The following is a 12,658-nucleotide window of genomic DNA, read 5'->3' on the forward strand; positions in this document are numbered from 1 at the left end:
ATATTTGCACTCACATAATATAAGTAAGGAAGGTATGTACAAAAGAACGATTGATAATAGGTGGAGCTTTAAGGATGCCGATACCAAAGAATTTACTCATTGCTATCATGCGTATCCTGCGATGATGATTCCCCAAGTAGCAAGAGCTCTAATAGAGGAATATAAGCCAGAGGATGGAGTTGAGCTACTTTTTGATCCATATATGGGAAGCGGTACATCGTTAGTTGAGGCTTCTATAAAAGGTATAAACGCGATAGGAACAGACCTTAATCCATTGGCTAGATTGATGAGCCATGTAAAAACAACCCATTATGATTTATCTTGTATCAGAGATACTTTTTCAATGATGCAAGCCTTGTTCTTTGAGTATTCTGAAGATAAGGTCAAGAATAAGAATTTCGATAATATTTCTAATTATACTTATTGGTATTCCAGAGATAGCCTTTTGCGCCTTTCTTATATTTATCAAGTAATTAATGAATGTGTGGCTTTGGATTTCGCTGATTTCTTTAAAGTTCCTCTTTCTGAGACTGTTAGAGAGGTGTCGTTTACGAGGAATGGAGAATTTAAGCGGTTTAGGATGAAGGAAGAGAAAATTAAAGACTTCAAACCGGATGTCTTTCGATTGTTTGAAGAAAAGGTTATAAGAAATATAAATGGACTTGAGGAGTTTAATAGTATAAAATATCCATGTAATATAGGTATCTATGACTTTAATAGTACTATAGAAATCCCTTCCGATATAATACAGCCGAATAGTGTTGATATGGTTGTAACCTCTCCGCCTTATGGCGATAGTAGAACAACCGTTGCTTATGGACAATTTTCAAGGTGGGCAAATGAATGGTTCAATTTTGAAAATGCTAAAACACTAGATAATCTCCTAATGGGGGGACGAGTTCAGAAAGAGGAACTTTTTGAGACTAAAAGCATTAAATCTGAACTGGACGAAATAAAGAGCATTGACCCAAAGAGAAATTTGGAAGTGGTCTCGTTTCTTAATGATTATAGCTGTTCTATAAAGAATGTCGCGTCTGTAATAAAGAGTGGTGGAGTCGTTTGTTATGTCGTAGGGAACAGAACGGTTAAGGGGGTTCAAATTCCATTAGATTACTTTACTGCTGAAATGTTTGAGAAGAATGGTTTTACACATATCGATACTATTGTTAGAGAAATACCTAACAAAAGGATGCCTTCCAAAACAAGTCCTACTAATGTGGCAGGGAAGAAGGTTAGTACGATGTGCAATGAATATATAGTCATATTGGAGAAGAAATAAGGAAAGAGGCTGTTTTATTTGACTGAATTGATAGCCAATGGCTCCTAGTGTCGAGTTCTTTCTTTTTGACAGTTTGTAATCTTAACGCCCGTAGAATCGATTATTGCGGGGGAATGTACAGTCTACTCTTAAATTTGAGTTAAAATATATTTAATCGCTTGTTGGATAGTTGGATATCAAAAGATGCTCTTTTGTTCTAGCGAAACTAGCTCATCCTAATTCCTATTTTATGGGATGAAAAACCTATCTCAATGGGTTACGATAGGGAAGTGACAGGGTTATGATGGCTATTCTTGATAGTTCACGACCCTATTCTTGACTATTCACGATGCCCAACGGCACTATTGGCGTTGCCAAACACGACCGATAGCGTAGGCTTTTGTCGATACTCGTGTGTAAAAAGTAGTACTTTGCCGCATAAAACGCCGCTTACAACCTCCTTTTTCCCATTATCTTGCCTCTTTTACGAATAGGCTATGTCACGATATGCGCTTTATTTCGGTCAAAAGGATTGTATGAATGCTGTTTTACTGACAGGGAGATTCGCGGGAAATAGTCTGTATTGGAAGTAAAATATAAATAGATAATTGAAAGTAGAAATGAATTGTTCTTTTAATGTACGCTCGTACATTAATGTATAGTTAAATACGTTGATATTTGAGAATTTTTTATGGGATAGAAACGACTAGTTTAAACGATCGATTCTTTTAGTCATTTGCAAAGGTACGCGTTTCTTCGATACTTGCAACCCTTCCGAGCTATTTTTTTATCACTTATTCTCTTTCTTATCAATAGGATAGGTTATCCTCTACGAAACAACCGATTCTTTCAACAAACCTCCCGTTTCGACACTAAAAAAACGCAAGATTTAGACGATCGTTTAGACTAGTCGTTTTCGAGTAGTGGTCGATGATTTAAAGTGTTGAACGGTATTTAATTAACACTATTATTAATATTAAATTTTCGATTTATGAACAAAAAGTTTACAACGTTTCTGGCTAGTGCCATGCTTGCGACTGCATTTTCCGCAGGTGCGCAGGTTGATGCGAAGAAAGGCGACGTAATCTTGTTGGGAACAGAAAGTAGTAAATACTTGACTGTTGAGACAGGAGAACAATTCGGCAAATTGAACAATTCGGTGAATGTTTCAACGAATCTTTCTTCCTTGAACAAGGCTACTTGGACTGTTTCCGCTAAGAAAACCTCTTTAGGCAAAGACCTTTATTCATTCGTGAATAAGGCTACAAGCTTGACTTTGGCTGTCGATCCTGCTACGGCTTACAGCTTGGAGGATACGAAGAATTCAAAGAAGATCGCTCTTACGTTAGGTGGTGGCTCCGCTACAGAATGGGTGAGTGAAACGGTAAATAATGTAAATACTATCGTTTCTTACAACGGAGATTATATCTTGGCTATTGCTAATGATCCTGCGATTGGTTATTATCTGGTCAAGGCTAAGACTTTGGATAAATTGGGTACGGTAGTTGCGTTAAAGAGCGAGAAACCTAGTGAGACTCCAATGCCTTTAGGTGCTGATGACTTGAATACATTATTGCAATCAGTAGAGACGGACAAACCTGCTGAGTTGTTCTTTGGATTGAACATGGATCCGGAAGTTACGAAAGGGCAAAGCAATTTAATGACAGCTACGGCTTTGAACGCTCAGAATGCTGGTAGTGGTTATGTTTATTTACAGGCTAAAGATCAAAAATTTGATGGGAAAGATGCTTATGTAGTTGTTGATACGGCTTACTATGGCGGTACGGAATCCGACAAGCTTTTGAAATATACTTATGACCATATGGAGTATGCAGATAAGGCTAAACGTCTGGACGGCTCATACAAGTTTAAGTTTTCTTATAATGCTGCGAAGGAAGAATTGTATGTTCAAGTAGCGGAGGTAGCTCATGAATATAAGAAAGGTGATAAGAATGACGATCAATGGAAAGCATTCTTGAAAGAGAACAACAACTCTACGTGGACTCAGAGTGGTACGTCAGAGCCACTGGAAATAGTTAAAGACGAGTACATCTACATGTCTCAATTGAACGGTATGAATGTATTGACTGTCAATGTTGCGAAAGATGAGGACGGTGTTGGTACTCGTAAGGGCACTGATGGTAGTGGCAATAAATTATATCCTGTTCTGGGCGATCAGAACGTAAAGGTTACGATCGGAACGAAGTTCACAGGCTTGACATTGACAACCATTCCTAATGGTGTCTATACGATCCAGTATAAATCTACAGGTGGAAACCAACCGGAGAAAAATGGCACTTACGCTTTGGCGAACTTAGCCGGAAGTTTCGGTTGGACATATCAAGCTAAGAGACAAGATTTCAATCATATACCTGCCGCTCAATGGGTAGTTGAGAAGAACGGTACTTCCAATACGGCTACAGTAAATATCACGAACCGTGAGTTCAATGATAGATTAAAGACTACTTCTCCTCTTCAGTTCTTTAAGGTGGAAGGTAGTGATGATGTATTCTGTTTCTACGGACATGGAACTGATACCTTGTCTTTCAAGAAAGTTGCGGATGAATTGGTTGCCGACAAGAAGTTAGGTTACAAATATGTATCCGCTGATGAGGCTAAAGTTCAGACTTATACCTTTAATTACTTGCATGGTTTGGCATTAGATAAATATCTGTATACTCCTGCAGGTAAGGACTCTATCGTACGTGTAGACGAGAACGACGGTAAGTCAAACTTCCGTTTGGAATTGGTTGTAGAGAATGATACGTACGGTGTTGGTGATACTTTAGTGAGAAATGTTTATTATGTATATAATGCTGTTAATGGCGAGAAGCGTTACTTATCTTATGACGGTACCGCAAAGAAATACATGATGAAGAAAAATCCGACCCCATTCTTCTTAAAAGAGAATAACTGCATCGATGGTAAGCATTATTATGCGTTGGTAGAGGCAAGCTTTAAGACTTATACGACAGATACTAAACTGACTTCGGATCTGTATTATAAAGGAGGAGATGGCTACTATTATTCTGTAAAATGGAACTATTTATCTTATGAAGATGATAAAGGAACTACATATTATTCATATATAGTAAATGATAAAGATGGTAATCTTGTTGTTGCGGATAATAGTAAGGAGGATGTATATCTCTTCACTAAGGAAAACGGTAAGTTTGTTCTGAATGAGGATCCTACAGCGGAAGATTATACAAATGAGTCTAATGGATATGCTAAAATTAAAGTCTCTGTTGATGATAACACCTTGGATCTAACACAAGGTAATTTGAATGACAAGTTCAATGGTTATCAAGAAATCCGTACTTCTGCATTCGCTGTAGAGATCGATGACTCTCCATTATACCGCCGTTTTAACAACACTGTGTTAGGTGAGAACGAAACCGCTGATAGCTTGTACTTTGTAGAGAAGACTCGTGGTGAGTACTTGATGGATGAATGGAACAAGAACTTACTGGATAAGGATGTTGATTACGCCGGTATCTGGAACAAGGAAAAGGCTAATGGCAAATTGGCATTCATCATCGACTCTGTTTGGGTAAATCGTGGCTTGGGTAACATCAAACCTCAATATTTGGTTTCTGTGGCTCGTAACGACCAAGCCGGTACTCCGGGTGTTCCTTGTACATACGAACACAATCACTTTGATAATGCGGGTCATCAAGTTAGTGCCGCTGAGTGTTCTCACGCTACTAAGGCCCATGCTGGTTTCCATTATGGTAAGTATTTGGTAAGCTTTGGCGATTCCGCTATGATCAAGGATCACGAATTGGAGACTCCGTATATGGATATTGATGGCGGTTACACTCGCGTAGGTTTCGTGAAGGCTATTCACGCAGGCGACAGCTTGTTTATCTTGGTAAATGAGTTCAAGGATATGGATCCGGCTAAGTTGGACGTAGCTGATATCATCGATGCATACACGAAAGCTAAGATCAACACGAAGTATATCGTGAACTTGCAAGGTGACAACCATAAGAACGTAACATGGTCATTCCGTTATGTAACTCCGTCTAATGTGGCTGGCGTAACGGCTGAGGAAGGTGAGGCTAATGAGTTCTTGTTCGAATCTAACATCTACAATGAGGGTGCTACTTCAACTCTTGATGATGTGTTGGTAGACAGCAAGGATAAGAGCAAGGGTTATATCTCTTTGGGTGGTAAAGCTACTAAGGGTTACAATGAGGCTGTAGCCGGCTCCATCGCTCCTTCTTACGCCGCATGGTTGAAGATGCAGAATGGTTGCTTGGTATTGACTCGTGGTGATTCTAAGTTTGATGCAGCTAAGACTGGTTCTGACGGTGCCTTGATCTTCAACGCATACCAGAAGACTGACGCTGAGGATATGGTAACATCTATCGAAGGCGCTAACGCTGAAGGCGTATCTATCGTAGCCGGCAACGGTACTGTAACCGTTCAAGGCGCAGCCGGTAAGTCTATCGTTATCACGAATATCTTAGGTAAGGTTGTCGCTGAGACTGTTCTTACCTCCGATAACGCTACAATCGCTGTACCTGCCGGTATCGTAGCGGTAGCTGTTGACGGCGAGGAAGCTGTAAAGGCAATCGTGAAATAAGAAATAAACGAAATAAGATAATCATACAATTCCCGTGCGGGTATCGATCCAAGTAATCCGTGACGGATGAACAGGCGGGAATTGGATTAATATTAATACTAAAGTAATAAATTAAAGTTCATCCGTAAGTACTTCCGTGAGGATGGAAGCGGATAAAAAAACAAGTCCTTGGCAATGTGTTCGCATGCCAAGGACTTCGTGTTTATACTTGCCTTCGTCAGACCTAATGAGTGTATGAATTGTTTAATTCTGCGTAAGCAACTTCGTCAGCCTCTTGACCCCTTCCGAGGCTCCGGCCTGTATATGCTCGATGTCGTCGCGATAAGTACGTACATCTTTCGGGTCGATCAAATAGATCGGCTGGCCCCGACGCACGTAGTTCAGCAAACCGGCGGCGGGATAGACGTTTAAGGAGGTGCCGATAATCACGAAGATATCACAATCTTCCACCAGCTTGATGGAAGGCTCTATCATGGGTACCGCCTCTCCAAACCATACGACGAAAGGACGTAGCTGATTTCCGTGAGGGTCCTTGTCACCCAGATGAATATCCGGGTTCTCCGGCGATAGATCGTAGGTCGTGTCCAGATCCCTTACGGAGCATGCCTTCATCAACTCTCCATGCAGATGGATCACGTGGCTGCTACCCGCGCGTTCATGTAAGTTATCGATATTCTGGGTAATGATCCGTACGTCGAAATCTTTCTCCAAGGCGGCTAGCCCGAGGTGACCGGCGTTAGGTTTCGTATTCAATAACTCTCTTCTGCGCTGGTTGTAGAAGTCGAGAACCAATTTAGGGTTGGCGGCGAAGCCTTCCGGCGTGGCGACATCTTCCACCCGGTATTTCTCCCATAACCCGTCCGAGTCACGGAAAGTGGAGATACCGCTCTCTGCGCTCATTCCCGCTCCGGTAAGTATGACTAACTTTTTCATCTGTTACTTGTTTAATGTATAGATGTATATATTAATAGTTACGAAGTTACGACTTTATTTCGTAAAAAGCTTTGAATGAAATAAAAAGTTCTTACAAAATGCTGTTATACGATTAAAAGCATTACTTTTGTGGCTTATAATTAGTTGAACAAGAAAAAAGAATGGATAAAGTAAGTTATGCGCTTGGCTTAAGTATCGGAAATAATTTCCAGAACTCAGGCATCAAGGATCTTCAAGTGGAAGATTTTGTACAGGGATTGAATGACGTCTTAACAGAGGCAAAACCTGCTCTTAGTTATGATGAGGCAAAACAAGTGATCAATGATTACTTCATGAAGCTTCAACAAGAGAAACTGGAGATCAATAAGAAAGCCGGTGAGGAGTTCCTTTCTATCAATAAGCATAAGGCTGGTGTGGTAGAGTTGCCTAGCGGTTTGCAATACGAGGTGCTGAAGAATGGTACAGGCGCTAAACCTACGGCGAACGATAAGGTAAAATGCCACTATCACGGTACGTTAATCAACGGTCAGGTGTTTGATAGCTCCGTACAGAGAGGCGAGCCCGCCGTATTCGGTGTTTCACAGGTAATCCCGGGATGGGTAGAGGCTTTGCAGTTGATGCCGGTCGGTTCTAAATGGAGATTGTTTATCCCGTCTAACCTTGCTTATGGCGAGCGTGGGGCAGGTGAGGCTATCGAGCCGAATAGTACGTTGATCTTCGACGTTGAGTTATTAGATATCGAAAAATAATATATAAGAGTTAAAGAAAAATGAAAAAGTTAAGTGTATTAGTCGCTACAGTGATTGTAGCAATGGGCGCATCTTTCACCTCTTGCGGTGATTCTCACAAAAGCGCGAGCTTGAAGACTTCTATCGATAGCGCAAGCTACGCTATTGGTATCAGCACAGGTGCCGGTTATAAGGAAAACTTAAAGACTTTGCCGGGTGGTGAGGCTAACGTAGATGATTTGATCGCTGGTTTTATCCAAGCTATCAAAGGGGATTCTTCTGCGATGAAGATGAATCCGCAACAGGCTCAACAATATTTGCAGACTTACTTCGTAGAGGCTCAGGCTCGCGAGGCTAAGAAGACAAAAGAAGAGGGCGATAAGTTCTTGGCGGAGAATAAGACAAAAGAAGGCGTTATCACGACTGAGAGCGGCTTGCAATATAAGGTAGAGAAAGAAGGTACAGGCGCGAAGCCGACCGCTACCGATAAGGTAAAAGTTCATTATACCGGAACTCTATTGGACGGTACTAAGTTTGATAGCTCCGTGGATCGTGGCGAGCCGGCTGAGTTCGGTGTTGGCCAAGTAATCAAGGGCTGGACTGAGGGCTTGCAGATCATGCCGGTCGGTTCTAAATATATCTTCTGGATCCCGGCTGAGTTGGCTTATGGCGAACGTGGCGCAGGACAAGATATCAAACCGAACAGCGTATTGAAGTTCGAGGTTGAGTTGCTTGACATCGTAAAAGAATAAGTAGCGAAGAAATAGAAACGGAACGTTTGTAAGATAATAGGCGGGCAAATTATGCTAAAAAGCATTTTTTGCCCGCTTTTATTATTTATTGATTACTTTTTTCTTTCAGAATGATATATGATTCAAATTTATTATATACTTTTGATACATTAAATCTGAATGCATATAATAAAGCGAATTTAAAATGGAGAAGATAGACAAACTGGACCGGCAGATATTGAACATTATTTCAAAGAATGCTAGGATTCCTTTTAAAGATGTTGCCGAGGAGTGCGGTGTATCTCGTGCAGCTATTCATCAACGGGTTCAACGCATGATTGATATGAATGTGATCGTTGGCTCAGGGTATCACATCAATCCTAAAATATTGGGGTATAATACATGTACCTATATCGGCGTGAAATTGGAGCGTGGATCTATGTACAAGGATGTTGTCCCGGAATTCGAGAAAATACCCGAAGTGGTAGAATGCCATTTCACTACGGGTCCGTATACGATGCTGATCAAGCTGTATGCCCGTGATAACGAGCACTTGATGGAGCTTTTGAACTCCAAGATTCAAGAGATACCGGGTGTTACGGCTACAGAGACCTTGATTTCTTTACGCCAAAGTGTTAAACGTGAGATCCCTATCTGTAATATCAATGAATAAGACGAAGAATTATACATGAGCCCGGCCTATTCCAGTGCCGGGCTTTTTTGTTTATTCGGCGGTATCATCTATCTTTGTAATTCGTAATTGTGTGAGGTTCTATGAGTAAATATATAGGAATATTCGTTTTCGTATTCAGTTTGTTTTCTTTGGGAGTACATGCGGGGGAAAGTTTTCGTTTTCGGGTGTATTTGAAAGATAAAGGGGATTCCGGTTATACGCTGGATAACCCGGAGGAATATCTTTCCAAGGAGTCTGTTGAGCGACGGAACCGGCAAGGTATATCGGTGTCGGAATCGGATTTGCCGATCGCTCAAGCTTATCTGGATACCTTGTCCGCCAATGGAGGAAAACCGGTGCTGGAGAGCAAATGGTTCTCTACGGTCGTGGTGTCCAGTCCGGATAGCTTGGTCGCTGAGCGTCTCTTGCGCCTCCCGATCGTGGATTCCGTGAAATGGGTCTGGAAAGGTGACGAGGAAATCGATATTCCTAGGGAGGAGAATGATACGACACGGTTTATGCCAATAGATAAACCGGAGAAATCGCCTTACGGTTATGCCGAGGAGCAGATCAAGATGCTGAACGGTATCAAATTGCATGAGGCGGGCTTTAAGGGTAAGGGTATGCGTGTGGCCGTGGTCGATGCCGGTTTCATGAACGTGGATCGGATCAGCGTATTTGATTCCTTGCGGTTATTAGGAACGCATAACGTGGTTTTCCCCGGCCGAAGCGTTTTCATCGGGGATGATCATGGGACGAAGGTCTTATCTTGCTTGGCCGCTGATGCGCCGGGCTTGATGGTCGGTACGGCTCCCCAAGCCGAATATTGGCTGATAAAGAGCGAGGATAGCCGTTCGGAGTTTCCCATCGAGGAGGATTATTGGACGGCAGCTATGGAATTTGCCGATAGCGTGGGAGTGGATGTGGTCTCTTCTTCGTTGGGGTATTTCTCTTTTGATGTAGAGGCCCTGAACTATCATCAAGATCAATTGGACGGGAGGACTTCCTTGATCAGTCGTGCCGCTAAGATGGCTTCATCAAAAGGGATCTTGTTGTTTAGTAGCGCCGGCAACGAGGGGGGCGGTAGCTGGGGAAAGATAACCTTTCCAGCGGATGCCCCGGATATATTGACAGTGGGCGCTATCACGGATCGTAAGAAGAAAAGTAATTTCAGTTCTGTTGGCTTTACGGCGGATTACCGGGTGAAGCCGGATGTGGTTGCCTTGGGTACGGGCTGTTGCGTGATAGATCCTACGGGGAATATCCGTTACGCGAACGGTACCTCTTTCGCTACGCCGATCTTAGCGGGGTTGGGTGTTTGTCTATGGCAAGCGTTTCCCAGTCTGACGAATAAGGATATAATCTCTCTTTTGCAGCGTTTCGGCAGTAAGTTTGAGCAACCGGACGCTGAGTTGGGATATGGCATCCCGGATGTGTACAAAGCTTATAAACAAGAGCGTAAATATGCGGCCGAATCTAAATAACTTATCGGGTGAGAAAGAGGCTCTATCTTTGTTAGAGCTGAATACTCGTATACGGGGTGCGTTGTCGAGGGCTTTCCCGGAGACTTGCTGGGTGCGTGCGGAGATGAGCGATGTGCGGGTGAATACTTCTTCCGGACATTGTTATCTGGAGTTTGTGGAGAAGAATGTGCAGACCGGGCAATTGGTGGCCAAGGTACGAGGGTCTATCTGGGCGAAGACGTTTCGTATGTTGAAACCTTATTTCGAGATGGAGACCGGTCAGATGTTCGCTTCCGGCTTGAAAGTGTTGGTGAAGGTGTCTGTTGAGTTCCACGAGTTGTATGGATTGAGTCTTACGGTGCTTGATATAGATCCGGCTTATACGTTAGGTGATATGGTGCGTAAGCGTATGGAGATTATCCGCCAATTGCAGGAGGAAGGGGTCTTTACACTGAATAAGGAATTGCCTTTTCCGCTACTTCCTAGGAGAATCGCTATCATTACTTCTCCGACGGCTGCCGGCTACGAGGATTTTATGAATCAGTTGACACGGAATAAAGGAGGTTATCCGTTCTATACCAAATTATTCCCCGCCTTGATGCAGGGAGAACGGACGGAGGCTTCTGTAATAGCGGCTTTAGACCGGATTTATCAACATCAAGATCTTTTTGATGTGGTCGTGATTATCCGTGGGGGTGGGGCTACCTCGGACTTGAATAGCTTCGATTCTTATCTGTTGGCGGCGAATTGCGCTCAATTCCCTTTACCGATTATCACGGGTATCGGGCACGAACGGGATGATACGGTTGTAGATTTGGTAGCGCATACCCGGATGAAGACACCGACCGCTGTCGCCGAGTTCCTTATTTCCCGAATGGATAGCGTTGGTGAGGAGTTGGAGAGTTTGCGTCAAGACGTGAGTTTATTGGCTATGGATATTCTATCCCGACAGAAAAACTATTTACAATTGGTAGCGACCCGTTTCCCTTCTATCGTGACAAGCCGGATCGAGCGGAATCGTTCGGGACTGCAAACGATAGCGAGCCGTTTACCTGCGATGGTATCGGGTTTGTTATCACGCCGCCAGTCGGTGCTTGAGAATACGGAACTTCGCTTGCGGAACGGTATTACCTCTAAACTTTCCGAGAGTGGGCGTTTTATCCAGCTTACGGAGCAGTTTATCAAGATGGCTTCTCCTGATTATATATTGAAGAGGGGATATAGCTTAGCCTTGAAAGATGGCAAGATTATCAAACATGCCTCTGATTTGCGAGCCGGCGAAGAACTGACGACTCGCTTCATCGATGGTGAAATAAAAAGTATTATCAAACCATAGAGGGTGGTTTTATAACCGTCCGATAAATACATAATTAATATGGCGAAGAAAGAAGAAACATATAACGAGGCGATCGAGAAACTTCGTAAGATCGTGGCTGAGATCGAGAATGGAGACTTGGATGTCGATATCCTGTCCGAGAAGGTAAAAGAAGCTACCCGTCTGATCAAGCTCTGCAAGGAGAAGCTGTATAAAGTGGATGAGGAAGTTAAAAAAGTTTTGGAGGAATTGGATTGATGGATAAGTACGTCTTGATCGTTGCCGGGGGGAAAGGGCTTCGTATGGGTGGAGATCTGCCGAAGCAGTTTATTCCTATGCGGGGGAAACCTCTTTTGATGCATACGTTAGAGGCTTTTCATCGTTGGGATGCTTCCGCACGTATAATCCTTGTGCTTCCGGAGGATCATCAGCCGTATTGGAATATGCTTTGCAAGGAAATCGGCTGCAAGGTCCCGCATGCGATCGTGAAAGGGGGAGATACTCGCTTCTTCTCGGTTAAGAATGGGTTGGATTGGCTTTTGGCGGAGAGGCGTCGGAAGGGGGAGGAGGATAGCGGTCTGAGTTTGGTCGCTGTGCACGATGGCGTTCGTCCTTTCGTCTCTCCGGAGGTTGTTGAGGCCTGCTTTGATAAAGCGGCTGTCACGGGAGCCGTTATCCCGGTTGTTCCGATGATTGATTCCCTGCGTGAGACAGATGAAAAAGGGAGCCATCCGGTGGACCGTTCCCGCTATATGGCTGTACAAACCCCGCAAGTCTTCCATTTGGAATTATTGACAAAAGCCTATGAGCAACCTTATTCGTCTTTATTTACGGACGACGCTTCCGTGGTGGAGGCGATGGGGCATGCGATTGATACGGTTCCCGGTGATCGTGAGAATATCAAGATTACCACGCCCTTTGATTTGTTAATAGCGGAAGCGATGTTTGCCCGGTAAACCCTAAAAA

General features: G+C 43.3%; 10 protein-coding genes. 9 read left to right on the forward strand and 1 reads right to left on the reverse strand.

Annotated elements, in window-relative coordinates; all coding sequences use genetic code 11:
* Window positions 1-34: 34 nt before the first annotated feature.
* Together HMPREF0999_RS16280 and HMPREF0999_RS16285 are read left to right on the forward strand one after the other, a co-directional pair.
* The gene (locus HMPREF0999_RS16280) at window positions 35-1,279 is read left to right on the forward strand and encodes a DNA methyltransferase (RefSeq protein WP_008780617.1); all 1,245 of its coding nucleotides are present in this window, start codon (window positions 35-37) and stop codon (window positions 1,277-1,279) included.
* Window positions 1,280-2,249: 970 nt separating this feature from the next.
* On the forward strand, window positions 2,250-5,849 hold the full coding sequence (locus HMPREF0999_RS16285; protein WP_009276402.1) for a DUF6383 domain-containing protein: 3,600 nt from the start codon (window positions 2,250-2,252) through the stop codon (window positions 5,847-5,849).
* 243 nt (window positions 5,850-6,092) lie between these two features.
* Here the strand turns inward: HMPREF0999_RS16285 and HMPREF0999_RS16290 are convergent, their stop codons facing one another.
* Window positions 6,093-6,782: an SIR2 family NAD-dependent protein deacylase gene (locus HMPREF0999_RS16290; RefSeq protein ID WP_009276403.1), complete on the reverse strand. Its 690-nt coding sequence runs from the start codon at window positions 6,780-6,782 to the stop codon at window positions 6,093-6,095.
* 161 nt (window positions 6,783-6,943) lie between these two features.
* Between HMPREF0999_RS16290 and HMPREF0999_RS16295 the strand changes: the two genes are divergently transcribed.
* From HMPREF0999_RS16295 to HMPREF0999_RS16325, 7 genes are all read left to right on the forward strand, one after another.
* Window positions 6,944-7,531 (forward strand): FKBP-type peptidyl-prolyl cis-trans isomerase, encoded by a 588-nt coding sequence (locus HMPREF0999_RS16295; protein ID WP_005866557.1) that lies wholly within the window; start codon window positions 6,944-6,946, stop codon window positions 7,529-7,531.
* 20 nt (window positions 7,532-7,551) lie between these two features.
* Window positions 7,552-8,262 carry an FKBP-type peptidyl-prolyl cis-trans isomerase gene (locus tag HMPREF0999_RS16300; RefSeq protein WP_005860960.1) on the forward strand — a complete coding sequence of 237 codons (711 nt, stop codon included), beginning with the start codon at window positions 7,552-7,554 and terminating at the stop codon, window positions 8,260-8,262.
* Between the two features lie 184 nt (window positions 8,263-8,446).
* On the forward strand, window positions 8,447-8,914 hold the full coding sequence (locus HMPREF0999_RS16305) for an Lrp/AsnC family transcriptional regulator (RefSeq protein ID WP_005860962.1): 468 nt from the start codon (window positions 8,447-8,449) through the stop codon (window positions 8,912-8,914).
* A 101-nt stretch (window positions 8,915-9,015) separates the two neighbouring features.
* A complete protein-coding gene (locus HMPREF0999_RS16310; RefSeq protein ID WP_008773976.1) occupies window positions 9,016-10,398 on the forward strand; it encodes a S8 family serine peptidase in 1,383 nt (460 codons plus the stop codon).
* Window positions 10,379-11,713: an exodeoxyribonuclease VII large subunit gene (gene xseA, locus HMPREF0999_RS16315; RefSeq protein WP_009276404.1), complete on the forward strand. Its 1,335-nt coding sequence runs from the start codon at window positions 10,379-10,381 to the stop codon at window positions 11,711-11,713. The genes HMPREF0999_RS16310 and xseA overlap by 20 nt, the downstream gene beginning before the upstream one ends.
* A 39-nt stretch (window positions 11,714-11,752) precedes the next feature.
* Complete coding sequence (gene xseB / locus HMPREF0999_RS16320) at window positions 11,753-11,950, forward strand: exodeoxyribonuclease VII small subunit (protein ID WP_005860969.1); 198 nt, start codon at window positions 11,753-11,755, stop codon at window positions 11,948-11,950.
* Window positions 11,950-12,648 carry a 2-C-methyl-D-erythritol 4-phosphate cytidylyltransferase gene (locus HMPREF0999_RS16325; protein ID WP_008773974.1) on the forward strand — a complete coding sequence of 233 codons (699 nt, stop codon included), beginning with the start codon at window positions 11,950-11,952 and terminating at the stop codon, window positions 12,646-12,648. The genes xseB and HMPREF0999_RS16325 overlap by 1 nt, the downstream gene beginning before the upstream one ends.
* The last annotated feature ends 10 nt before the right edge of the window (window positions 12,649-12,658 follow it).

Origin of the sequence: Parabacteroides sp. D25 (genome assembly GCF_000307475.1) — a bacterium.
GTDB classification, from domain to species: domain Bacteria; phylum Bacteroidota; class Bacteroidia; order Bacteroidales; family Tannerellaceae; genus Parabacteroides; species Parabacteroides distasonis.

Bases quoted from the DNA above. Each gene is read 5' to 3' on its own strand.
- HMPREF0999_RS16285 (WP_009276402.1), top strand. From the start codon at position 2,250: ATGAACAAAAAGTTTACAACGTTTCTGGCTAGTGCCATGCTTGCGACT.
- HMPREF0999_RS16280 (WP_008780617.1), top strand. From the start codon at position 35: ATGTACAAAAGAACGATTGATAATAGGTGGAGCTTTAAGGATGCCGAT.
- HMPREF0999_RS16295 (WP_005866557.1), top strand. From the start codon at position 6,944: ATGGATAAAGTAAGTTATGCGCTTGGCTTAAGTATCGGAAATAATTTC.
- HMPREF0999_RS16325 (WP_008773974.1), top strand. From the start codon at position 11,950: ATGGATAAGTACGTCTTGATCGTTGCCGGGGGGAAAGGGCTTCGTATG.
- HMPREF0999_RS16300 (WP_005860960.1), top strand. From the start codon at position 7,552: ATGAAAAAGTTAAGTGTATTAGTCGCTACAGTGATTGTAGCAATGGGC.
- HMPREF0999_RS16305 (WP_005860962.1), top strand. From the start codon at position 8,447: ATGGAGAAGATAGACAAACTGGACCGGCAGATATTGAACATTATTTCA.
- xseB (WP_005860969.1), top strand. From the start codon at position 11,753: ATGGCGAAGAAAGAAGAAACATATAACGAGGCGATCGAGAAACTTCGT.
- HMPREF0999_RS16310 (WP_008773976.1), top strand. From the start codon at position 9,016: ATGAGTAAATATATAGGAATATTCGTTTTCGTATTCAGTTTGTTTTCT.
- HMPREF0999_RS16290 (WP_009276403.1), bottom strand. From the start codon at position 6,782: ATGAAAAAGTTAGTCATACTTACCGGAGCGGGAATGAGCGCAGAGAGC.
- xseA (WP_009276404.1), top strand. From the start codon at position 10,379: ATGCGGCCGAATCTAAATAACTTATCGGGTGAGAAAGAGGCTCTATCT.